The 24,757-nt window shown below is 41.8% G+C and carries 19 protein-coding genes and 2 pseudogenes; 15 read left to right on the forward strand and 6 right to left on the reverse strand.

Annotation, left to right across the window (positions count from 1 at the left end; all coding sequences use genetic code 11):
- Positions 1-8: 8 nt before the first annotated feature.
- The 4 genes from NST20_RS02185 to NST20_RS02200 all read left to right on the forward strand — a co-directional run bounded on the left by NST20_RS02185 (position 9) and on the right by NST20_RS02200 (position 3,973).
- Positions 9-1,148: a zinc-dependent alcohol dehydrogenase gene (locus NST20_RS02185; RefSeq protein WP_328192466.1), complete on the forward strand. Its 1,140-nt coding sequence runs from the start codon at positions 9-11 to the stop codon at positions 1,146-1,148.
- A gap of 292 nt (positions 1,149-1,440) precedes the next feature.
- Positions 1,441-1,992, forward strand: coding sequence for an NAD(P)H-dependent oxidoreductase (locus NST20_RS02190; protein ID WP_342399975.1), 552 nt, complete (start codon positions 1,441-1,443; stop codon positions 1,990-1,992).
- A 519-nt stretch (positions 1,993-2,511) separates the two neighbouring features.
- The gene (locus tag NST20_RS02195; protein WP_328229127.1) at positions 2,512-3,444 is read left to right on the forward strand and encodes an alpha/beta fold hydrolase; all 933 of its coding nucleotides are present in this window, start codon (positions 2,512-2,514) and stop codon (positions 3,442-3,444) included.
- A 307-nt stretch (positions 3,445-3,751) separates the two neighbouring features.
- Entirely contained in the window at positions 3,752-3,973 is a 222-nt protein-coding gene (locus tag NST20_RS02200; protein WP_017552069.1) for a hypothetical protein, read from the forward strand.
- Between the two features lie 286 nt (positions 3,974-4,259).
- Here the strand turns inward: NST20_RS02200 and NST20_RS02205 are convergent, their stop codons facing one another.
- The 3 genes and pseudogenes from NST20_RS02205 to NST20_RS02215 form a co-directional block, all read right to left on the reverse strand.
- Positions 4,260-5,846 (reverse strand): SH3 domain-containing protein, encoded by a 1,587-nt coding sequence (locus tag NST20_RS02205; RefSeq protein WP_342400396.1) that lies wholly within the window; start codon positions 5,844-5,846, stop codon positions 4,260-4,262.
- 129 nt (positions 5,847-5,975) lie between these two features.
- A pseudogene (locus NST20_RS02210) lies at positions 5,976-6,929 on the reverse strand (SH3 domain-containing protein); the annotation flags it as partial.
- A 396-nt stretch (positions 6,930-7,325) separates the two neighbouring features.
- Positions 7,326-7,505 carry a hypothetical protein gene (locus NST20_RS02215; RefSeq protein WP_342399976.1) on the reverse strand — a complete coding sequence of 60 codons (180 nt, stop codon included), beginning with the start codon at positions 7,503-7,505 and terminating at the stop codon, positions 7,326-7,328.
- Positions 7,506-8,644: 1,139 nt separating this feature from the next.
- Between NST20_RS02215 and NST20_RS02220 the strand changes: the two genes are divergently transcribed.
- Positions 8,645-8,836, forward strand: a complete 192-nt coding sequence (locus tag NST20_RS02220; RefSeq protein ID WP_342399977.1) for a hypothetical protein — start codon at positions 8,645-8,647, stop codon at positions 8,834-8,836.
- A complete protein-coding gene (locus NST20_RS02225; RefSeq protein WP_342399978.1) occupies positions 8,833-9,357 on the forward strand; it encodes a methyltransferase domain-containing protein in 525 nt (174 codons plus the stop codon). The genes NST20_RS02220 and NST20_RS02225 overlap by 4 nt, the downstream gene beginning before the upstream one ends.
- A gap of 707 nt (positions 9,358-10,064) precedes the next feature.
- Here NST20_RS02225 and NST20_RS02230 read toward each other — a convergent pair.
- Positions 10,065-12,734 (reverse strand): glycoside hydrolase family 70 protein, encoded by a 2,670-nt coding sequence (locus NST20_RS02230; RefSeq protein WP_342399979.1) that lies wholly within the window; start codon positions 12,732-12,734, stop codon positions 10,065-10,067.
- Between the two features lie 378 nt (positions 12,735-13,112).
- Here NST20_RS02230 and NST20_RS02235 point away from each other — a divergent pair, with 378 nt between their 5' ends.
- From NST20_RS02235 to NST20_RS02255, 5 genes and pseudogenes are all read left to right on the forward strand, one after another.
- Positions 13,113-14,576: a transposase gene (locus NST20_RS02235; RefSeq protein ID WP_342399980.1), complete on the forward strand. Its 1,464-nt coding sequence runs from the start codon at positions 13,113-13,115 to the stop codon at positions 14,574-14,576.
- Between the two features lie 904 nt (positions 14,577-15,480).
- Positions 15,481-16,323: a HipA domain-containing protein gene (locus tag NST20_RS02240; protein WP_061566290.1), complete on the forward strand. Its 843-nt coding sequence runs from the start codon at positions 15,481-15,483 to the stop codon at positions 16,321-16,323.
- On the forward strand, positions 16,324-17,076 hold the full coding sequence (locus NST20_RS02245; protein WP_017553302.1) for an HIRAN domain-containing protein: 753 nt from the start codon (positions 16,324-16,326) through the stop codon (positions 17,074-17,076).
- Between the two features lie 159 nt (positions 17,077-17,235).
- Positions 17,236-17,634: pseudogene (locus NST20_RS02250) on the forward strand (class II aldolase/adducin family protein); the annotation flags it as partial.
- A 241-nt stretch (positions 17,635-17,875) separates the two neighbouring features.
- Complete coding sequence (locus NST20_RS02255; protein WP_342399981.1) at positions 17,876-18,004, forward strand: hypothetical protein; 129 nt, start codon at positions 17,876-17,878, stop codon at positions 18,002-18,004.
- A gap of 86 nt (positions 18,005-18,090) precedes the next feature.
- Here NST20_RS02255 and NST20_RS02260 read toward each other — a convergent pair whose 3' ends face one another.
- On the reverse strand, positions 18,091-19,074 hold the full coding sequence (locus NST20_RS02260; RefSeq protein ID WP_342399982.1) for a nitronate monooxygenase: 984 nt from the start codon (positions 19,072-19,074) through the stop codon (positions 18,091-18,093).
- Positions 19,075-19,076: 2 nt separating this feature from the next.
- Positions 19,077-19,433 (reverse strand): MmcQ/YjbR family DNA-binding protein, encoded by a 357-nt coding sequence (locus NST20_RS02265; RefSeq protein ID WP_342399983.1) that lies wholly within the window; start codon positions 19,431-19,433, stop codon positions 19,077-19,079.
- A 479-nt stretch (positions 19,434-19,912) separates the two neighbouring features.
- On the opposite strand from NST20_RS02265, the gene NST20_RS02270 reads away from it, so the two are divergent.
- From NST20_RS02270 to NST20_RS02285, 4 genes are all read left to right on the forward strand, one after another.
- Entirely contained in the window at positions 19,913-20,563 is a 651-nt protein-coding gene (locus tag NST20_RS02270; RefSeq protein ID WP_342399984.1) for a hypothetical protein, read from the forward strand.
- Positions 20,564-20,805: 242 nt separating this feature from the next.
- Positions 20,806-22,116, forward strand: a complete 1,311-nt coding sequence (locus tag NST20_RS02275; protein WP_258437174.1) for a hypothetical protein — start codon at positions 20,806-20,808, stop codon at positions 22,114-22,116.
- 794 nt (positions 22,117-22,910) lie between these two features.
- Entirely contained in the window at positions 22,911-24,197 is a 1,287-nt protein-coding gene (locus NST20_RS02280; RefSeq protein WP_342400397.1) for a ComEC/Rec2 family competence protein, read from the forward strand.
- A 15-nt stretch (positions 24,198-24,212) separates the two neighbouring features.
- The gene (locus NST20_RS02285; protein WP_342399985.1) at positions 24,213-24,425 is read left to right on the forward strand and encodes a DUF3006 domain-containing protein; all 213 of its coding nucleotides are present in this window, start codon (positions 24,213-24,215) and stop codon (positions 24,423-24,425) included.
- Positions 24,426-24,757: the final 332 nt, after the last annotated feature.

A 24,757-nucleotide genomic window follows, 5' to 3' on the forward strand; every position in this document is an offset into this window, starting at 1 on the left:
TTATGGCAGTGAAGGCAGTTACATTTCAAGGTGCGAAAGACATACAGGTCAAAGAAGTTGATGATCCGTCATTAAAAAAGCGGGATGATATTTTAATCAGGATTACCTCAACGGCCATTTGTGGATCTGATTTGCATATTTATAACGGAGCTATGCCGGCGCGCCCGGGATTTGTGATCGGGCATGAGCCGATGGGAATCGTTGAAGAGGTTGGCTCGGAAGTGACAAAAGTGAAAAAAGGCGACCGGGTTGTGCTGCCGTTTACGGTTTCGTGCGGGCATTGCTATTACTGCCAGCACGGGATGGAGTCCCAGTGTGACAACTCGAATCCGAATGAAGAGGTCGACACAGGCGGTTTATTTGGTTACACAGAGCGGTACGGAGATATTCCGGGCGGGCAGGCTGAGTACCTGCGTGTACCGTTCGGCAATCAAATGCCGTTTGTGATTCCTGAATCTTGTGAGCTGGAGGACGAGGCGTTGCTGTTCTTGTCGGATGTGCTTCCAACGGCATATTGGAGTGTTGAAAATGCCGGTGTGAAACAGGGAGACACGGTCGTTGTGCTCGGCTGCGGGCCGATCGGCTTGATGACCCAGAAATTTGCATGGCTGAACGGGGCCAGCAGGGTAATTGCAGTTGACCATGTGCCATACCGGTTAAAGCATGCCAAAAAAATGAATAGAGTCGAAGTGTATAATTTTAAAGAATACAATGAAATGGGAAAGTATTTACGTGAGATTACCAATGGCGGGGCTGATGTGGTGATCGATTGCGTCGGCATGGACGGAAAAAAATCCGCGGTTGAAAAGATCGAGCAAAAACTCAAGTTGCAGGGCGGCACAATCAGCGCGATTCAAATTGCGATGGAAGCGGTCAGGAAGTTTGGCACTATCCAGCTGACAGGGGTATACGGTTCGGTTTACAATGCATTCCCGCTTGGCAGGCTGTTCGAACGCAATATCACCCTGAAAATGGGACAGGCGCCGGCTGTACATCTGATGCCGAAACTCTTTAAAGACATCACAGAGAAAAAGTTTGACCCAACTGAAATCATTACCCATAAAATATCGCTGGATAAAGCAAGCGAGGCCTATCAATTGTTTCATGATCATAAGGATGGCTGCATTAAAGTCGTATTAAAACCTTAAAAAGATTCTGGCTCCGTATATTTTTTAAAAGCGGGGCCGGCATTTTTGGGGATGTCTGTCAGCGCCCGATTTTGCCGGCAGTTGCCAACAGAACAAGGATTCAATTGGAAAAGGCATTTATGTCGTCCTCCGTGTGAGTGCGTGGATGAAATAAATAAATTGATTGAATTTGAAGGCGATTACTCATAAAATAATAGTAAAACATGTAAAGGAGCCTCAAAAATGTCGAAAGTATTGGTCGTAAAAGCCCATCCGTTTTCAGAAGAATACTCGCGTACAATGAAAGTAACAAATGCTTTTTTTGAAATCTTACCGGGAGCATCATCCAGACGATGAAATAGAAGAAATCAATTTGTATGATATCACCATTCCTGAAATTGACAGGGACCTGTTGGAAGCGTGGAATAAATTAAAACAAAAGGTTCCTTTTTACTCATTATCAATTGAACAGCAACACAAAGTGACGCTGTTTGATTCTTTTACTGCAAGTTTTTTGGAAAAGGATAAAGTAGTTATTGCAAATCCTTTGTGGAATTTAAGCGTGCCCACTCGTTTAAAAGCTTGGATTGATACCATTACAGTGGCAGGGAAAACCTTCAAGTACACAGACCAGGGATCTGTTGGGTTAGTGGAAGGAAAAAAAGCACTGCACATTCAATCAAGCGGAAGTGTCTACAACGGCAGTGACCCTGCAAGCCAATATGTAAAAACGTTATTCACTTTCTTGGGCTTTAAAGATTTTCAACAATTATTTGTTGAGGGAATGGACCACTTTCCTGAACGTGCTGAAGAAATTATGGAGGAAGCGATCAAAAAGGCAGTTGAAATAGGGAAAACATTTTAATGAAGGGCTCGGTCATTTGGCTAAATACCTGGATTTGGCAAGGATTCTGATCACTCTTCCTGAAAGCTGAACCAATATATAGAGCAGCTGAATCATGCATTTTCATAAGTGCATGATTCTGTAAAGGTGGGGCAGGTTATGCTGGAAAATCGGATTCGTTCAGCAACCCGGTAAAAGTACGGGAAAGAAGAATTTTTATGTTTTTTTCAATTATGCCAGAGGCTCGGGGGTATCCTTTCATTTTGAGCAAATATTAATTTTTATAAGCACGATTGAAGATTGTTTAAATGGAAATGATTTTTTTGAAGCAAAAGACATAAAGGTTTTATTAGATGTCCATGTCGTAGTGAACGCGCTGCATCAACAGAAAAATGAAAATCAGCCGGTGTATATTATTAGAGTTAGGAAAATGGAAATTTAGACCAAAAAATTTTGCAAGTCAAACCCAGTATTATGTTGCTAATATTTTTAAAGCTTGATAAAAAGAAATTTAATGAGATGAGCAAAGGAGGGGTTGGTTTGGCTTTTCAAGAGTTGAGTTTTCAATCATTTAACGGAAAAGACAACGTAAAAGCTTGGATTTACACACCGATCCGTAAACCGCGCGGGATTGTCCAGGTCGTCCACGGTTTTGGTGAACATTCACGGCGGTATTTACATATGATTTTAAAGTTTAATGAGGCTGGTTTTGTCGTTGCTGCAGATGATCATGTCGGCCATGGAAAGACAGCGTATGATTCCGGCAACTGGGGAGACTGGGGAGATAAAGGTTATATGACGATGGCGGAGGACGAGCATACGCTTCGAAAGATTGTACAGGAACAATATCCTGATTTGCCTTATTTCATGTTTGGGCACAGTATGGGGTCCATGATTGCCAGGGGTTATGCTGCTACTCACGGTGCTGGCTTGTCCGGTTTAATTCTGTGCGGGACTTCAGGCAGGTTCCCGAATGCAAGCAAACTGCTCCCTGTTTTGAAGAACCTGATCGATGAAGGCAAGGGGCAAGAAACCGATCCTTCTTATTTGGAAGAGCTGATGGGCTGGATGACAGAACGGATTGAGCAACCGAAAACGCCAAACGACTGGATAAGTTCCGACCCGGATATTGTGGCAGACCACGCAAACGATCCGTTTAATAATTTTACAACTCCGCCAAATATACGATCACTCTACTATTTTGTCCAGATGATGGAGATGATTGTCGGAACGGAGTGGGCAGAAAAGGTGCCGGTATCGATTCCTGTTTATAACATTGCCGGTGACCAGGATCCGGTCGGTCAATATGGGGAAGGGGTATATGCTGTATCGAACTGGCTTGTTCAAACCGGACATCACGTAAAAACAAAAGTTTATCCCGGACACCGGCATGAAATTCACAATGACCGGGATATCCGGGATGAAGTGGAAGAGGGCATCATCAGCTTTATCAACGGGACCATCGTAAAATGACGAGAACGGCGGTATAGAAAATAAAAATCGTTTTCTGTACCGCTTTTTTATTTCCGATTTGTTTCCGCCAGAGGTCAGGGTGAAAATGCTTTGTTGGAGGTGGGAAAAAGAGGGGCCCAGGCCCGGCATCCAATAAATGTGCGCAATGAGAAAACAACGGCCGACAATGAATGATAAATGAATTGTGGTAGGAGAAGATCACATGACCTAATTAAATAGAAAATGAGGTGAATAAGAGCCAGGTCGTATTTTTTATCCTTTGGAAATAGATTGAATTTTTCATGACTTCCATAAGGAGGAGTGCTGATTGGATGAAGATAGGAAAGAACTCTTAAAGCAATTAGACAATTTAAAAAAACAAATAAAAGAAGCAGAAGAAACCATAGATATTCTTCAGCGAGAGAACGATGAACTTAGGGGAGAAATTATGGCTCGAGATGAGCGTAATGATTTGGTTGTTGAAGAAATAGGATCAAAAATTGATAAACTTTTAGATTTTTTAATAGAGAGAAACAAAAATGAAAAATAAACGGGTATGTTTTATTTGAAGGAAAACCCATCATAGGCCGTTGACGGCAATGCTGGAAAAGGGCACTGAAAAAGTGATGTTTTATTTTTATCTATACAAGATATAGGCCAAAAAAAACGGTGAGACACTATGAATGCTGGTGTCTCGCCGTTTTTATGTTTTCTTTTGAACTTTTTCAGCGGCTTCCCAAAAAGGGAGAAGCTTTTACCATTTGTCATGCTCTTTACAAGGTCCTGAATAGCCTTCGTTCGTAAAACCTTATGAACGGCTTAGTGGCTGCAGGCAGTTACTGATAACTTGGAACTTCCAATGTAATATTGTAATTGTCTAATAGGTTGTATAAGTTATAGATTTCATCCACTTGTTTGTAAGCCCAGCCAATGTCTGTTGCATATTGGTTGGAGGCATAGCCATATGTTGCAGCGAAATCTGGATTCCATCTCATTTTATACAAGGTATCTTGACCGGCGCCAAGGTAATTGCTGCTGATAAATTTAGCTCCGCCAATGATGGCCGTTTCCGGGGTCGTCCAACCATGTTGATAGGCATACCTGGCTCCATCTTGGACAGCATTGCCATCATTCGCACCTGTCCCATACATATTATAAACAGTCTTGCCATTATACTTGACGCCATTTGCAAGCTGGGATGTGCCATTTCCTGTTTCAAGTAAGGCATGGGCAATCAAGTAAATTTCATTGATTCCATTTTGTTTTGCAGCGGTTAAAAATGCAGATGCTTTCCCGGCTAAAATGCCTTTACCCGCAAGAATTTTTTGGTTCACTTCTGTTGCATTCAAATTGGCAGTCGAAGTTAATTTCAAAAATTGAAGTGAGCGGACTGGATCCGAAACAAAGTTATTCGGATTTAAATAGTATTTCACTTCATTTTTCGTGGCATTTTTCCATGCTTTGTTGTAACTGATTTGATACCATGTATAGCCGTCATCCCCTTTTACGGTGGATAGGATGGTGACCTTTGTGCCTTCTTTAAGCGTTTCGCCGACTTCATGATTCTTTGTACCCGCACCATCTCTGATATGCCAGCTTCCGTTTTGGACAACACCTGTTGTATGGCTTGTCAGCTTAATGGCATCACTTCTGATATATCGTTCATTTGTATCTGTTTGAGGCGAAACTTTCATTTGAATATTTGCAAGTTCATCCAGTGAAAGATCATATTTTTTTACAATCGATGTCACCTTGCCATTGGATTGTTGCGCAGCGGATGTTAAATAATTTGTGCTGACATAACCAATTTTTCCACCGATTTCTACCTTTGCCCAGCCATCCTCTTCGGAGTAGACCTTTACAGCTGTTCCTTTATCAAGGACTTCAATCACACTTGCTGACTTAGAAGGCCCTTTACGTAAATTTAAATCTGCTGTCGTGTATTTGGTTACCGTAGAATCTGGTGTTGGTTCGGAACTGTTATTGCTGTCATCTGCTGTGCTTGCATCAGGGTCTGCATTTGACAGATAGGATGCGAGCACATAACCGGTTATACCTCTCGCTTTCACTTTTACCCACGGGCCGGAAGCTGTATAAACCGTCACTTTTTCGCCTCTTTGCAGACTTGCTAATATTTTGCCACTTCTGGAGGCTTTGGAACGCAAAACCAGATGGGAACCTTTGTCCACATTGACATATTTCGTGGTTGTTTGGACTGGGGTTGAAGTGCCTGCATTGCTATCGGGATTTGAGTTCGTCAAAAAAGATGCATGAACATAGCCCGTTTTGCTCCCGGCCTTTACTTTTGCCCAGTCCCCGGAAATAGAGTACACCGTCACCTTTTCGCCTCTTGGCAAGCTGTCCAAAATGCTGGACGTTTCGGAGGCTTTTGAACGTAAGATTAGATGTGAACCCTTATCCACGTTGACATACTTCGTCGTTGTTTTGGCCGGAGTAGAAGTGTCTGCACTGCTATCGGGATTTGAGTTCGCCAAGAAAGATGCGTGGACATACCCTGTTTTGCTCCCGGCTTTTACTTTCGCCCAGTCCCCGGAAATAGAGTACACCGTCACTTTTTCTCCTCTTGCCAGGCTTGCTAAAATGCTGGACGAAGTGGAGGCTTTGGAGCGCAATATTAAATGGGAGCCCTTGTCCACATTGACATATTTCGTCGTTGTTTGGACTGGGGTTGAAGTGCCTGCATTGCTATCGGGATTTGAGTTCGTCAAAAAAGATGCGTGCACATACCCCGTCTTGCTCCCAGCTTTTACTTTTGCCCAAGCCCCGGAGATTGAGTACACCGTCACTTTTTCGCCTCTCGGCAAGCTGTCCAAAATGCTGGACGTTTCGGAGGCTTTTGAACGTAAGATTAGATGTGAACCCTTATCCACATTGACATACTTCGTCGTTGTTTTGGCTGGAGTAGAAGTATCTGCACTGCTATCGGGATTTGAGTTCGTCAAAAAAGATGCATGAACATAGCCCGTTTTGCTGCCGGCTTTTACTTTCGCCCACTCCCCGGAAATGGAGTAAACCGTCACTTTTTCGCCTCTTGCCAGGCTTGCTAAAATGCTGGACGAAGTGGAGGCTTTCGAATGTAAGATTAAATGAGAGCCTTTGTCCACGTTGACATACTTCGTCGTTGTTTTGGCTGTGCTCGTTGTTGTTGCGGTACTGCCGGGTTTTGTGCTGGTTAAATATTCCGCACGAACATACCCCGTTTTTGTCCCGGCTTTTACTTCTGCCCAACCATCAGACACATTGTATACCAATACAGCTGTGCCTTTTTTTAGGCTGTCTAATTTGGCGGCACTTTTTGAAGGCTTTGCTCTTAATGTCAAGCTTGAATTCGAATCAACATTGACATATTTTGTCTCTGTTTTTGCTGCGGCTTGTACACTTGAACTATGTAGGATTTTTGTCAGTGAAACGCCCTGTACCGTTTTATCAAAAGCAGGAGTGGATAATACTGCAAAACAAAGTGGTATGACTAAGCCTTTTTTCATTTCAATCTCCTTTCCAATTGGATCTTTCGCCAGCTCCAGGGTTCCTGAAATTTAAAATTTCATTCTTTTGGCCCTTGTTCTATCAAAATACCCTAAATCCTGACAAATCCGTCTAGTAAAATTATCGTCTTTTTTTGGTATTTTTTAAGGGGGACAGGCCAATTTCATTGAAAAAATAAACCGAAAGTCGCAAAGTGTGAAAAAATCTCTTTTGGCAAATGCCGGGAATCATCCTCCCAGCGTTGAATTGGAAGAAACCCCATTAAGAAAAACAAGAATGCATCAGTGATCATTAGCCAGTCATTAGACTAAAAGACGGTGAACGCAATAAATGACAGCGTTCACCGTCTGTAACTTTTTGGATAGTCTTCACGATAGAGCTTACTTCGATTTTGGCTATGTCAAATCATAAAGGGTAACGCCATCAACTGTTTTTGATTTAAAGTTCTTTTGAACCCAACTGGTGATCGATGAGCTTGTATTGAAACCTCTGCCCATGGTGCCATTTGGGGCATTGTTTTCAACCTTTTTGCCATTTGTATTGCCATCTTGCAAGGTTTTGCCCATTTGTTTCATATTTTAGAAGGAGCCTCTTCCATTACTGATAAAGTAGTGGATCTTCCCTTGGCGTACATATTTTTTAAACGCGGAAAGGGTCGGGGTCGGGTCACTTCCTGTAAAACCGCCGATGTCCATCACGAGTTGATCTGTTGCAAGCTGATAAGTAGCCGAAGATTGCGCACTTACCGTTGCAGCGACCCAAGTGTATGTTGAAGCACCTTTTTGTAACAACTTCACAATCTTTTTACTTTTGGATTCAGACCTTCCAGGAAATCCCCCCTGTGTCTTTGGGGTTTATTACAGAAACTTAGTCTAGAGGGCTTCTTTTAAATTTTTCTTAATTTCGCCTGAATGTTTCGGTAGGGGGGGACAGACCGAATTTTGCCGCAAGATTTATAGATTGGTGTGGAGGCGAAAAAGCGATCCTTAACTCCTGATCATGCTAAGCATGGCGTTATCGCAATTTGATTTGGATGTCCAGCGGATGCCGGCTTCGTGATTAGATAGCTGAATCGTTGATGAATCTGTATTAATGGAAACAGGGACAGCGGGGATTGCAAAAACGGCCGGCTTGTCCACCCAATCATTTAATGGGCATTTTAATGATAAGAAAACCCTAAAAACAAAACCGGGAGCACAATGCGTACCCCCGGTTTTGTTCCGGCTCTCATGATAAAGCTGTATAAGGCAGCATTCCCTTTTTCCGTGCAACTTTCGAGCATGTGAGGGGGGCATGGAAAACGGACTTTAAATGCCGGAGATGTTTTTTGCAAGAAAAAAAGTGCAGAGTATTGCAGTATATAAATTCGTTTATACCGCATAAAAATTCAATCTGAATTCTCGCTATTAAGGGCTTGACATGGAGCCTCTGCAGCCATGATTCTTTTGCCAAGCGGCCAGCTGTAACAGATTTGGCAAACCCAAACAGGTTATCATGGCTACCCCTCCATGTAAAGCCCCTCTGCATAACCATTTGCATAGAAATTTTGCACATCTCTGCACTTTAATTTTGCAATAAACACCCCCATATGCCTTCCTCCATTGCTTTTTCTTAACCAAAGTATGTTTTTAAACGATAAAGGTTACCGATTTCTGCAATGGTACATACGGTATATCAACGAGCCAACTGTTTGGATGGCAAGGGAGGGGTTAGAGTGGATCAGGAATATACTTACCTGAATGGTTTGGCAGAACTGGGAGTCGGCGGAGTGCATCCAGGCGGTTTCAAGCTGACACAGGATATATTATCGGCTGAACATATAGGGAAAAAACAACGGTGCTTGATGCGGGCTGCGGCACCGGCCATACTGCTGCATACGTTGCGTAGCAGTATGGGTGCCAAGTGACAGGGCTGGATCATCATCAATTGATGGTGGAAAAAGCCAGGAAAAGAGTCCGGACATTAGGTTTGCCGGTACAAATTGTGCATGGGAATACAGAGGCTCTCCCGTTTGCAGACAGGCAATTTGATTTGGTATTGTCAGAGTCGGTGATCGTTTTTACCGATATGCCCACAACGGTTCAGGAATTTCGGCGGGTGCTGAAGCCCGGCGGATGTTTAATTGCAATTGAAATGGTTTTGGAACAACCTGTTTCGCAGCAAAAACTGGCACACATCAAAGATTTTTATGGCGTATCCCAAATTTTAACCGAGGAACAGTGGGTACAGCTTTTTCAGAAAGCAGGGTTTCCATCCATCCATTCTGAAAAATATGATTTGCAATTTGGAGTCCAAAATGTTCCTGATTTTTCATTGTCGGAGGATGTGGATGTTAAGTATTTTGAGATGCTTGAGCATCATATGATCATGTTTGAATCAACCAAAGAGATCCTCGGCTTCCGAGTTTTCAGATGCAAAACGTTTTAGGGTGCCGGTCTGGAATGGCAAGTTTTGCGGTACAAAATAAGGCTTTTTTGCACCTTTTTCTATCCTGGAAAATATGCGCCGGCTAGTTTGCATCTTACCGCTGGCGCCGCACACTGTGGCATGGCGTCTCATATTTGCAGGTTTGTGTCTTTTTTAAGGGGCCGGAGAATAGCGCATGCTTGCCGGCTCTTTAATTTTTCGGTATTTAGTTCATCGTCTGTACACTTTTTATTGGGCATTTTTAAATTCATAGGGAAAATATTTTATGGGGGATGGAGGCGGGCCGAAAGACATTCCATGAGGGTGCCGGATTGAATTGAAAAAAATGATTGACATCGAAAAAAGATTTCAAATAATATCAAATTAATAGTTTTATTCTATTAACCCTCGCATAACAACCCCGAAAGGAAGGATCTTCATGACAAAAGAATACCAAAGGCACCGCACCCGAAACGATCGCAGATATGCTCGATTATCCGCTTGAAGAAATCAAAAAAATCCAGTGGGAAATAACCCGGAGACATTAATGTTTCCCTAAACTGGAGGAATGGGCGTGAATGAGCAGGAAGTACTTGATGCGATCAAAGAAACCCCCGAATTTAAATGAGCCCAATCTTGAAGGTGCCCTTCTTTCTGATTTGCAGTGAGCAGAAAAAAGCATCCCCACCCCGTTGCCGGTTATGGGGACGCTTTTTGTTTAAAGAAATTTATTTGCTTTTAACCGCCTTGGCATTGATGTAACCTATCCATTTGCCTTTGTTGTCATAAAGGGACAGGTAGCTTAACCCATTTATGTGGTAAAAAATGTACTTCGCCAAGTATGTTTTGTTTACGGCCCGGATATTTTTCTTCTGCCAGTTGAAGTTTTGATATACGGCGTAGTTCTTGCTGGTGACTTTGACATGTTTGCCGTATTGTATGGCAGCGCCTTGCTTGCCGCTTCCTGTTTTCACAGCTTTGGCGTTGATATAGCCTGCCCATTTGCCTTTGCCGTCATAAAGCGACAGGTAAGTGGATCCGTTGCTGTGATGGTATTGGACCTTGGCAAGATACGTTTTATTCACTGCAGTGACATTCTTCTTTTTCCAGTTGAAGTCTTGATATACGGCATAGTGCTTGTTTGTTACCGTTACATACTTACCGTATTGAAGTGCAGGGCCTTGTTTCGGCGTTGCCGCTTTTTTTGAGGGGATCCAGACGCCAAGATACCCTTTTACCCGGGGATTTTGCGTCCCTTTTACATGAACGGTTAAAATGCCTTTGCTATCTGTGGACAGCTTTTCGTTATGAAATCCGGTTGCATCCTCAAATAGCTGGTTGGCATGCCGGGTACCCATGTCCACTTTAATAGTCGTATCGGTTTTCGGGTTATTTCCGATTACGGTTGCCACGCCGGTATTCCGGTCTTTTCCATAGCGGACGCTTGAGATTAGATCTTTTCCCGCCGTGCCGGAAGTGTTCGACTTATAGTTGGTTACTTGCTGGTTCCCATAGGCATAATTTTTGCGCACTTTCAACAATTTCACAATCGTATCATAATACGGCGTATGCTCGCTCATGTAAGAAGCATTCGTTTTGTACAAGTCGCCGTAAAAGACAGTCGGGACGGTATCTTTATTCGTCAAAATATATGCGTACTGGCTCGGCACATTGGATGGCGCATATGTTTTTACCGTTCTTTCCATGTCTTTTTCATAAATATCCAAAGCTTTTGCCTCTGTCTTTTTATCATACAGATCTTGGAAAGATTTCGGTGCGGATGTGCCGTAATGTATACCCGGCTTAATGCCGTACAGGTCCATCATGATTTTATTCACACGGTTCTTTTCCTGGTCATGATTATTCACAAATGACCAGTTAGGCGTTGCATTCGCCGTGCCTGCGCCTGCCCTGTTGACAACAGCGTTTGTAGCAATGGTTGACAGGCTGTTTGATGGCGAATTTTTGCCCAAAGCATTTTGCAAAGAATAGAACAGGGCATAATCCATCATTAACTGCGGATTCCCGTTTGCGTTTTCAAAATTTGTCCCGGCACTTTCATAAGTCTCAATATAGCTTAAATGGTCGTTTAAATGGCTGCCAAAATGCTGTTTCATAACGTCACCTTCATCCAGCAGCACTTGCTTATCGTAATGGCTTGCCGCATCAATTCTGAAGCCGTCAAAGTGATACGTATCAAGCAGCCAGTTCATCCAGTGGATCTGTTCTTTTTGGACAGTTGGATTCCCGTTGTCTATGTCCATTCCTAACAGAAACTGGTTCTGCCCGCTGATCGTGTTGTTAAGGTTGTGAAAAGTTGTCCCATTCTTTTTCACAAATAAAAATTGATCCTGGTTATCTGATCCGGAATGATCATTTTTAAACGACCTTTCTTCCGATCCGAAGCCGTACCCGGGCTGGGATGCAATATACGCATCTGTTAAACTTGCGATTTGCCCGTTGTCGCCGTTCAGTATATCGTCAACAGATGAATAGCCATGGCTTTTCATGTACTTTAAATAGCCGGGGTCATAGTTCATTAACATCGGTTTCCAATAATTATCCGAAGTCGAAGCGTCTTTAGCAGCATACCAGCCGTCTACTGGCAAATAAGTATCAACTGTATTGATTTTATTTGCTGCTGCAGCTTCATCAAGCCAGCTTGGCAAGTGGTTTTTCGGGTTGTTTGGCCCAAAATAACGGTACGGAATGCCCTCGCTGTCTTTCATCACGCGATCCATACCCTGCCCTTGTACGGAGGTACCGTTAAAATATTTTTTGTTCCATTCTTTGATATAGCCATATTTTGCCTGTCCTTCGCCGCCACCTTTTGTGTAAGCGAGATAAAGGTTGGCCCTGATTTGCGTTGCAAGTCCTGTTGTATAAGGATTTTTAAACAAATTTCCGTTTTGATCTACGCGTGTGACGTAAACTGCTTCCCTTTTGCTCAATCCGAGAACCTGATTAGGCACAAGGTCTTCCTGTACTTTTAAACCATTTGCGTGAAGCACGGAAACCATACTTTTCAATTCATCGCTTGTCCCGTATTTGGTCGGCCGGGTGTTATTCGGCCCCTGGTTAAATTCACCGAGGTCATAACGGTCGGCAATGGCGTAGCCTTCCATGTAACGTGCCGCATTGAAAGAACGGTAAGCCGGCGGAAGCCATATATCCGTAATCCCCCAATCTTTCAATTCGTTGCCTTTCGCTGAAAGAATTTTGTACATATTGCTTTCATATGGCATGTACAGGCTAAAACTTTGGAAAATCACGCGGTTATCGAGCGATGTGCCGGATGTATAAGCCTTGGCAGATTTAGGAAAATAACTGATCGAGCCGGCAACCAACAATACAGAAAAGATCAATATTGATAATCTACTAAAAAATTTCTTTTCCAACATATCCGCCCCTTTTAAAAATGATGTTTTAATAATGAGCCCTTGCCAAAATGCTATATCCCCTGAAACTGTAAGCAGTCAGACAATTAAAGGTCGTTGATTTATTCCACTAAAGAAAAAAGACGTTTGTAGGAACATTATGACAAATGTAAAAATAAATTGTGAGTTTTTGATTTTAATGGGGTAAATTTATTTATTATAAGTGTCTAAATTTTTCCACTTTGGTCGGTTTTGGGCGGGTTTCAATAGATTAAGCTACTCATTCCTGTGGTAAATATTGTAAAACGGAAAAGGATGATTTTTTTTGAAAAAAAAGAGCCATGAAAGCCACTCCTTTGTTAAGATATAAGTACCACCAAATATCCAGGGAGTGATTTCATGACTATTTCTATTCTAACACAAACCAGAGACTTTTCAATACAACAAAATTTGATTCCCCACAATTGGCAAGACTATGCCGATATACCATTTGTCATTCCAGCCATGTGTTTCCCATGGGAGATTTTTAAGCCGATTGAACGAGAATACTACACCCTTTTATATTTGCACCTAAAAAATGAAAGAGCACATGATCCTTCTAATGAAATACAACCGGCACTATTTTCAATAACGGAGGAAGAAGACAAGTCTGCGTCTTCATTATTTCATCTCCCTTCCACTGGGAGAAAACCGCATCCTTTCATGCCCTTTTTTCGTGCTTTTGAACTGGCCTCTTTACAGTATATTGAAGTGATGGTGGAGAGTGTCTATTTGCAAGTGAAATCAAACCCGCTATTTGCCACCATGTGTGGATTTACGGAGAAAATTCCGAGCTACCGTTCCTTTGCTCGTTTTGATCAAATCATGACAACAAATGGTCTTTGGGAAAAAGCCCGGCTATTGGTTGTTGAATATAATAAAGGGGAAGGCGTGGTTGAAACGAATGAGGAAGCAGCCGCCGTGGATACATCGCATATAGAGGCAGAAGCAACCTTGAATAAAACAAGGAAGACGTGTTCTTGTGAGGGTGATTGCGATTGCCCCAAAGTCCTTACGGACGACAATGTAGGGGTAATGCGTAAAAGTAATGCAGTCTCCTATATTGCGCATAAATTATCAATGGTATGCGGGGTGAGATCCGGTTTGCCTTTGACGCGGGAAGTATTTAAAGGAAATACACCCGATGGGAAAACATTAGAACCGACATTGGAAACGTTTAAGACAGAGCACCCCGAGATGGCTGAGCAGTTGAGCTTTATCCTGGCAGATGGAATCTACCAAACGCCGGAAAATCAAAAAGTGACAAAGGATGTATTACAGGCGAAATTGGTGGCACCGATCAATCCACGGAACCGTAAAGATAAACCAACTACCGCCCGGGGGATTGAAAAAATCAACCGGTACGGCACTCCCATCTGTATCAGTGGACATAAAATGGAACTTAGAGGATCTGATCGGGAAAAGGGGCAATATATTTACACTTGTCCTGTATTTCATCCAAATGCCAAGCAAGAAGGTCTCACCTGCCCGCTAGCGAATCACGCGGAATGTTGTAATGGGGCAGCACAAGGAAGAGTATTTAGGATAGACTTTGATCAAACGCCTCAAGTAGATGTCGAGTTGCCTCAACATGGTCGCACATTTGAAGTGTTATATAGTGCCAGGACGATCATCGAAAGAATCTTTGGCATTCTAAAAGACGGATACAGTCTCCGTCGTGTTCACAAGCGTGGGAAACAGGCAGTTGAAGCTCATGTAGATCGATGCATGATATCTATGCATATCATGGCAAATATGGCGTACCATCAGACTGGAAAGGCCAATTGTGGATGGACACGCAATCGGCTGCAAAGAGCAAATTAAGTTATTCACAGGTGGATATGTGAATAACTCAAATGAACGTTTTCTTTCCACAAAGGGTAGTGAAAAAAACCATTTTGTGAAGGCGGGATACGTATGCCCTTTTTTTGAAGAAAAATGACCGTTTTACTTCTATTGAATTGAAAATCTGGATGTAAATTGAAAATCTGGATGAAAAGGCAAAAAAAAATCGGGATAATTAATTTTCCAGAGCCTCGCTCAAGGGTATATTTTTATTTTGGCAGAGGCTCAATAAAATATTACTACATGATGAAAAAATATGCTATATCATCCTCACAAGTTTCGCATAAAATTTTAATTTTTTCATTTAAAAGGAACACCTTTGGAGGACGCAGGGAACCTTTGCAGGGGAAAATTTTGTATCCGGAGATGGCCTGAAAAAGAAAGGATAAAAAAGGAAATTTGAAGATATGTGTCGAATGTAACACATGTTTGTTTTTGAGGGAATGGGCGACAGAGGTTCCACTCCCTTCAGCAATAAAGTGAATCACACATTTTATAAAACTTATGAATACATCATCCCGGTTCAACTGATCTGTGCGTATGTTCCGCAGTTAAAAGGGATCGACCCAAGTACGCCAAAAGACAAGGATTTCCATAGAAAACTGGGGAGCAAGAAACTGGACCGGTGATTTGTTCAAGTTTTCCTTTTAAGAAAAAATAGCGGCATAACGCCGCTATTTTTTTGATTTCAAGTCTGCAGATCTATGCTTCCTTCACAAGGTTAATGGTTTCGGATCTTCATCACAGCTTAAATGTAAGCACTCTATAAGGTTGTGATGAAGTTGGTTGGGGGCCGAACGTAAATGACTAAAAATAAGTTCATTGGCTGACAACTGCATCTTGTTCAATTATAATGGAATAAAGATTCCTAAAAGGTGAAACGATGTGCTTAATGGATGTTACAAATTGGAAAGTAGATGAAAAAAGGCAGGTTTCAGGAACAAGAGAGAAATATTGGTTAGTTCATCCGGAGACTGGCCAACATTTTCTATTGAAAATTCCCAAGGAAAACACGGGAGAAGCTTGGGCGGAGAAAGTAGCATCTGACGTGGGGAGAGCAATCGGCCTCTCCACAATGGATGTGCAACTGGCTAAGAAAAATGGAAAAGTTGCCACACTGGCGAAAAATTTTATAAGCAAACAAGAAGAGCTATTTGAAGGTGGAGATTTATTTTTCAATATCGCAGAGGATTTTGACAGATATAGTCTTAAGCATTACCACTTTTTTAATATTATGCGTGTTCTGTCAGAATTTAAATTGAACCGTGATTTCATTGGAATTATTGTATTTGACGCCTTAATTGGAAATCAGGATAGACATTGTGACAATTGGGGAATTATATATGATAATAATGAGTATAGAATCGCCCCTGTTTATGATAATGGCGCTTCTCTAGGATTTCAATTGAAAGAAAACAGAATCCGTCTAATGGACAAAGATTGCAATATGTTTAAAGCTTTTAGCAATCGTAGTTATTCCTTGATAGGCTTGCCTGAAAAAAAGAAGCCGCGCTTTCTTGATTTATTAACAGTGATCAAACAATATTATCCTTTAGAGACCAAAGAATCGATAAATTCATTAAATAAAATAAACTTGCAGATGCTTCAGGAAATCGTAGACTCCATACCGGAAAAAGTGATGGGACCTGTATACAAAAAGTGGGTAAAAAAGTTACTCCTCTATCGTAAAGAATGGCTCTTGAACTGGTACAAAGGAGGTGCTTGAATGCAAAAAAATCCATGTGTCTTATGGCTGATCTGGCAAAATCAGAAGACAAGGCAGCGTTATCATATTGGCAATTTATTTCATGAAAATGGAAAATACATTTTTTTATATGAATTAAGCGGGAAGCGCAGAACCTTAAAAGAGGCTTTGGAAAATGGATATAAACCGCATCTGTCATTTCGTAATCTAAATAAGACATACGTTTCTGATCGCTTATTTGGACCATTTGAACGGCGGTTACCGGATAAAAGGAGACCGGATTTTGATAAGATTTTAAAAAATTATGGGCTGCCTCCGGATTATACAGAAATGGATTTATTGCGGGCTACTGGTGGACGGCTGGCTACTGATCCGTATGAATTTGTTGCCCCGATTCGTGTTTTTGAAGACCGGTTTAATTTTGACTTTTATATCGCGGGGTGGCGCTACTATGACGGAGAAAAAGTAATTAATCAGTTGAAAGAAGGCGCGGCTGTGCGTTTTCAATTGGAGCCTTCAAACAAGGAAGATGAAAAAGCTGTAATCGTTTTGTCAGAAAAAGGGGAATATAAATTAGGATATATTCCGGCTTTCTATAGTGGCTTTATGTATGAGATGATTGAAGAACATTTCGTTTATGAAGCAAGAATTGAAAAAGTGAGCCCTATGGCAAGGCCGCAATCAAAGGTAAGTATTTCAGTTACCGGATGTTTGGCGAACGGTTTTTTCGTAAAAAATGGCGAAAATGTTGAATCAGTACATGTGCTTGTTTAAAAACAGCTTACTCTGTATAATCGTTTCCCGTATACATTACTAGGAAATGGTGTTTCTGGATTGAGCCGGAAGATGGGTATTCTTGGCGGTGTGTCTAGCCGTTAGCCTTATTGATTCACCATAGCATGAACTTCTGCAACTGAATGCATTCCGTGAAGTGACATGCATATGGCCTGTTATCATGAGAATGAATCGATCGGCTGTGTGCTCCATGCCCATCCAAAGGAATCTTTCGTTTTTGCGACTTTGGGAATGGATATGCCGAATTTAACTGAGGCTACACAAAAGCTCGGAAAAATCCCAACGTTGGAATACCGCCCGGCAACAACAGTAGAACTGGCAGAAACTGTCCGAAAGCACATTATCTCGTTAGGGGAAAAAGTAACACCGGCAGCCATGCTGCTCAATAGGCATGGTATCCTGATTACAGATGAAACCCTGCACAAAGCCTATGATATGCTTGAGAGAATTGAGTATAACGCATATGTTGCAAGCAAAGCCCTTGTCTTTGAAAAATTGGGCATCGCCGCAATCCCTGATGAGGTCTCTGCTCATTAAGACTGGACCATGCCCAAACAAAACAAAAATCGAAAATCAGCTCTTCCTATGGCAGCTGGCAGGCGATCCATAGGGAGAGCTTTTTATATGAGTATCGTAACACATAAAGGGGAGGAGCGGAACATTATCTAATTGGTTTTTTGGTAAGTATGTACTCGAAGTCGAAGGGGTAGATGAATGGAAAAAAGGGAAGACACTCTACTGTACACCGTGAAATGAACATCTAGAGAGAGGTCTTCCCATGGATATAATATCACGAATTGCTGGATTTGGAAAGGATACAAAGAGTCTTATCGAATTTGAAGAACATTCTGATCCAGGAGACTCTGGAATGGGGAAAATGAGAAAACTGCCAAAGATGGATCTTTAGCAGTTTTTTAGCAGAGGATTCAATTGTTATCCAATCCGAGCGAGATATTGGGCAAGGGAGCCTCGTCAGATTCGTCAATCGTTGTTTCACGATGATCTATGGGTTTGTTCTTTCATAATATGATCTAATCGGGATAACCCTTTTTCTGCAGTATGCATCATCTCGTCAAACAATTCCTGCACTGTCGGAATCGTATGAATAAGGCCGACGACCTGTCCGGCCCAAGCATAACCTTTTTCTTCATTCCCGTCATAAATATAGTTGCAATTTGCGCTACCGCTAATCATCTCTTTCAGGTCTTCGTAGGATGCCCCTTCCTGTTCACGTTCCATAATATTCAAGGCAAAGCGGTTTTTCAAGACCCGGCCCGGTGCCCCTAATGTTCTCTTAATCACTACTGTATCCGTTTCTTTTGCATGCACGATTGTTTGTTGATATTTCTCGTGTGCATGAATACATTCTTTGGTGGCAATAAAACGGGTCCCCATTTGAATTCCTTCTGCGCCAAGAACAAGGGCAGCCAATAATCCACGCCCGTCCCCAATGCCCCCGCCGGCGATTACAGGAACGGATACTTCGTCTGCAACCCGGGGAATGAGCACCATGCCGCCAATGTCGTCCCGGCCTAAATGGCCCCCGCCTTCCTGCCCGACGGCGATCACTGCGTCTGCACCCAATTGTTCAGCTTTTTGTGCTTGTCTGGTTCCAGCCACAAGCACAAGTGTACGAATGTTTTCTCCTTTTATCCTTTCGAAGACCGGTTGCGGGTTACCGCCACTGATGGAAATGGCTGGAACCTTTTCTTCAATGGCCACTTCAAGCAACTCCTCGTACCGGCCGTTATACCTTGCGATTGCAAAGTTTACACCGAAGGGCTTCCCGGTTAATTTTCGTACTTTGTGAATTGCATTGCGAAGTTTTTCAGGTGTTCGCAGCGTCGCGGCAGTGATTTGCCCCAGGCCGCCCGCATTGGAAACAGCAGCAGCTAATTCCGCATATCCGAGATAAGCAAGGCCTCCTTGGATAATGGGGTATTTTATTTTTAATATCTCCGTAATGCGAGTTCTCATTTTTACCGGCCCCTATTTGACTGAATTCCTTTTTTCTTCGTTAAGTGATAGCTTTGCCTTATCATATCACAGATTTCTTCCTCCGGGACGGTGCCGTCAAGAATAACGGAATTCCAATGTTCTTTGTTCAGATGGTATGCCGGAACAACAGCATGGTATTTCCGACGATAAAAGTCCAGCCAGCCGTTTTCACATTTCACATTGATCCAAATATGGCCGTTTCTTTCAAAAATCCAGGCGAAGACTTTTTTATTTTCTATGTGGCGCATTAATGTCCAATTTTTATCTTTAAAGGGATAATCTTCATATGTGTTTTCCAGTTTTAAACAGTAATGAATAGCGTCCTCTCTTGTTTTCATTTATGACCGCTCCTTCAACATGCTGCTAGCTATTAATATTATATAAAAAAGTTAAGGAAGGACGTGGATTTTTCTCGCTTTCTTAACGTAGACGTGCTCTAAGTAAAGGAAGGTCACCGATTTTTTCTGCCTTCTTAACATAGGCGTGCTCTAAGTAAAGGAAGGTCGCTGAATTTTTCTGCTTTCTTAATATAGGCGTGCTCTAAGTAAAGGAAGGACGTCGATTTTTCCCGCTTTCTTAACGTAGACGCGTTCTATGTTAAGGAAGGACACCGCTTTTTATCAATCTGTATCATTCGTATTTTTTGCTGCAGGCAACAGAGCAACAAATTTAGTTCACTGATGGTGGCTTGTTTGAAATGGCTAAGCAATGCGTAACAGATGCTTATTATAACCCTAATAGAATCTATGCTGGTCAAGTAACTTGAGGTTTAATATTGTGAAAGTGTGTTAATATGATTGGGAGAGGAGGCATTAAAATGAAAAAAGTTGGTTTACTCATATTGGTTGTTGTTCTGATTGCGATTGGTGGTTTCTTTATATATCATCACAATCAAAACCAAAACGCATCAAGTGATCAAAGTCATTCTGAAACAAACTCCTCTCCGCAGCATAAGGACAAAGCACAAAAAAAGGATACAAGTAAGAATGAAGCAACCAGTTCAACTTCCGGTTCAAAGAATGAAGCAGACAGTTCAGGCTCAACAACGGAAAATGATCAGAAAAGTTCTAAGGGACAATCAGGAGAAAGCAGATCATCAGCATCAACCCAGTCTGACGGTTCAAAATCAGACCAATCAACATCAACCCAGTCTGATGATTCAAAGTCAGATCAACCAGCATCAGGAAATTCATCGACATCAGGAAATACAACATCGAATAATGAAGGAACATCAAATAAAAACACAAGCTCCAGTTCCAGTCCGTATAAGATTAATCAGGTTGTAACTCAGCCGAAAGGTGCCTGGGTAGATACTTTTGAAAAAGACCTATATAAGAATTATCATCTTACACCTGACCACTACAAGTATATTGGTAACGGCTACTGGGAGGTCTGGGTGAAAGAACGTGATACTGGTAAATACCCTGATGTAACGGTCAATCAAAAGACCGGTGATTTTCACGGGTAATGATTCCATAATGGATCATTACAAAAAAATCCCCATCGAATGCCCCGTTTTTGAAGTAGGGGGATTTTTCATTACATAAGAAAAAAGATGCGTTCAAAACGATCTTATTTAAAACGAACAAAATATTGCATCGTTTACTGACAAATCGGAGACAAGCCAAAATCCGATTCGTTCAGCGATCTTAAATAGAAGTCATTGCTTAAAATATATTTTACTAGAAAGTGAACCCAAGGAGCTTGATTATGAGGCATACTTTCCTACCGTTTTTAACAAAAGGTGCAATTCCTTTTTTAGTGCTCATCTTGATTGGTGGTTGTGCACCTAAAGATGCACAGCATTCCTTGACTTCTTCTTCAATCATGAAAAAAGACCAGATGAAGAAAGAACAAAAAAAGCAAAAAGAGCAGCTGTTAGCAAATGCTGAAGTCTTCGCCGAACAATATGATTATCAAAAGGCTATCCATTTATTAGCACAATCAAATATTTCCAAAGATAAGGATGTTCAAAGTACGATTCATGAATATAAAGGCCAGGAGAAAAAACTTGTGGCATGGCCGGACAATCGCAAAATTCCACATTTATTTTTCCATTCTTTAATTGTGAATCCATCCAAAGCATTCGATGGAGATGATATGACCCAAGGCTATGAAGATTACATGGTAACGATCAACGAATTTAAAAAAGTGATCAATCAATTATACGAGAGAGGATTTGTCCTCGTAAATCTTCAGGACATTGCAAAACCTGATGAAAAGGGAAAGATGGTTTACCAGGATATTAAATTGCCGCCGGGCAAAAAACCATTGGTATTATCACAGGATGATGTTTGTTATTATGAATATATGAAAAATGATGGATTTGCCAAAAACTTAACACTTGATGAAAATGGAAATGTCACAAACACCTATGTGGATGAAAAGGGAAAATCCGTACAAGGGGCCTATGATCTTATTCCTATTGTAGATCACTTTGTTAAGCAACATCCGGATTTTTCATACAAAGGACATAAGGGAATGATTGCATTAACCGGATATAATGGAGTCTTAGGATATAGAACATCTGAGCGTGATTACGGTCCCAACAGTAATCATCCCAATCCAAATATCAAAAAGGACCAGCAGCAAGCAAAAAAAGTAGCAGATGCAATGAAAAGGGAAGGATGGACGTTTGCTTCTCACACTTGGGGGCATTTGAATGCAAAGAAAGTTACTTTGTATCATTTAGAAAAGGATACATCTACATGGAAAAAAGAAGTGGAACCAATTGTTGGGCCGACCGATACAATTATTTTTGCTTTTGGCAGTGACATTCAAGACTGGAAGCCATATTCCAATGAGAAATATCATTATTTGAAAAGCCAGGGATTTCACTATTATGCCAATGTAGATGCGTCGAAAACTTACTGGTCCCAATTAGGGCCGGATTACTTTCGGCAAGCCCGCATTAATGTGGATGGTTTGAGAATGCGTGAAGCGTTAACCGGAAAAAACGATGTATTAAAACAATTTTTCAATGTTAACCAGGTCGTTGATCCCTTAAGGCCAGCTAAATAGGGCTTGCTGAACGAAGCCGATTCTGAGTTTGTCTGCAAGCTTGTCTCAACATATAGAAGAATTCTTTTGCGAAAATGGGTGGCTTTATCTTCTCCATACGTTAAATCGGCTTTCGAGTGCAAGCTTTTCACTGGATTTGTTGTAAAACCCTAGCATTTAGATGGTTGCCAAAGCTGTCAGCAACCTTGCCAAATCTAGGAATTTTGCTTATTCAGCAAACCCTAAATAACTTATTCATTAAAGCAGCTTTACACAAAAGGATGATTACAGTGGTTTTAGCAAAAATGTACAGTTTTACTTTGTGTACCAGTTTCACACGTTTTGTTCAAAAGTGTATATAAGTTGAACTTAAGTTTTTACATCAAGCCCGAGCACCAATTTGCACGAAGACTATTTTTTACAGCAGGCAACAGAGCTACGATATTTTGTTCATTTTATATAGAGCTAGAGGATAAGAAGGTTTTTTCGTATTTTCCATAACATCCTTATGCTTTATATGACAAAGTGGTCAAAATATCAAATCTGGAGTTTGTGCTTGTTCAGCAAGTCCTAAATGAGGGCTTGCTGAATGAATTAGATTTTGGCTTGTTTCCGATTTGTCAGCACGCTCTGCCTCTAAATTTTAGAAGAATGCATCTTTCGAAAATGCTTGATTCTACCTTCTCTATATATTGAATCAGCTTTTGAACGGGAATTCATTTTTTTATCATTTGGTCGTGGTGTCCATATTGAGAGAAGGAGAATAAAAATTGAAAATAAACCGGACAGGCGCATGGTTTCTACTACTATTCTTAATGCTCTTTTGCAGCGGTTGCGGTCAAACCCAATCCGCTAACAGCCAGCCAGCAAAAGAAAAGCAAGCACAGCATATAAGTGTAGAAAAATCAGAGAGTAAAGCAGATAGCAAAACCGTTCACAAAACAGACAGCAATCAACAAAGTACTGCATCACTTCCAAAAGGAAAACTAAAGGTTTATTTTTTTGACGTCGGGCAAGGGGACAGCATCCTCATCCAAACGCCAAAAGGAGAAAATGTGTTAATTGATGGCGGGAATAATGACAAAGGCGATGATGTTGTCCGGTATCTCCGCCAGCTGCATGTCAGCCAATTGGATGATGTGATTGCCACCCATCCGGATGCTGATCATATCGGGGGCCTGGATACGGTCCTGGAAAACTTAAAAGTAAAAAATGTATATGCGCCGCGGGTCGTGAATACAACCAGAACCTATGAAGATTTTTTGCTGGCCGTGAAAAATAGCAGGCTTAAAATCAAACAGGCAAAAGCGAATGTGGATCTGGGGCTGCAGGGGGCATCGATGAAGTTTGCCGCGCCTGTAAAAGATTATCACGAAGAGATGAATGACTGGTCGGCTGTTGCAAAACTCTCCTATGGGGAGAAGGGCACTTTTCTATTCACGGGAGATGCCCCCTTCCGTTCTGAAGAAGATATGATTGCAACGCACCAGGATCTTTCGTCCCAGGTATTAAAAGTGGGGCACCATGGTTCAAAGACTGCAACAAGCCAGGCGTTTTTGGATGCCGTGAAACCGAAGTACGCGATTATTTCGGTAGCGAAGGTTAATTCGTACGGCCTTCCAAGTGACGAGGTAATCAATCGCTTAAAGGCGAATCATATTCAAATTTTCCGGACAGACGAAATGAAGACCATTTTAGCGGTGACAGATGGGCATTCCATTGAATTCCAGCCGGTTCCGTCTTTAACGCCAAATCATTTGTCTTCGGAAGCGGGGAATGCAACGGCTTCCGGCAAGGCTGTTCCGCCAGCAAAGCAGCCGTCCCAGCGAACCACTTCTAATGGTACATTACAGGCGAAGGTTGATGATCAAACGCCCGAGCAGTATGGTAAAATCAATTTAATGGTTACAGGTTTGACAGGCGCGGCATATCAGGCAACTTTTCATTACAAAAGCAAGGACACCGTCTATCAGGGGACGGCAGGGACGCCGCTTCCGGTTCGGATCAGCAGAGCGGCTCCCGGCTATGAAGTGCGGATTGATATAAAAGCTGTTGTAAAAGGGAAAACATATACCACCCACACTTCTTTTACCCCGCAATAAAGGAGGCCGTTTTTGATGAAATATATTGTTGATCGGATCGAAGGGGAATTTGCTGTTTGTGAAAAAGATGACCGGACGACGGTGGATATCCGTCTGAGTGAGCTTCCATCCGGTGTCCAAGCTGGGGACGTGATTATCGTTGAAAATGGAATACCGCGCATTGACAGGCAACTGACGAAGGAACGAAAAGCCCAAATCAAAAAATTGGCGGATGAACTATTTGAGTAGGCAGCAGGGGGGAAGGATCTATCGGGATGCCGATTGGGCGTATAGCTATATCCAAATAGGGTTTGTACTGCCCAACTTTTATAATAAAGAGTACACGGGAATCTATGTGTCCCATTAAGGGGAATAATTGCCTTATATCATATTTTCAAGAATAAAATAAAGATAGAAGGTGAATACAGATGCTTTGAAATTTTTAATCATCTTTGATAAACTACCGGTGTATTCGCATTTATTGGGAGTACGATAAGGTATAAACGCTAACGCGAAATGGATGCGTTGTTTATATTTTGCTGTACTCAGTAAGTGCGTGGATTGAAACTATGAATTGGAAG

The organism is Weizmannia sp. FSL W8-0676, assembly GCF_038593015.1.
Lineage (GTDB): Bacteria > Bacillota > Bacilli > Bacillales > Bacillaceae_C > Weizmannia > Weizmannia coagulans.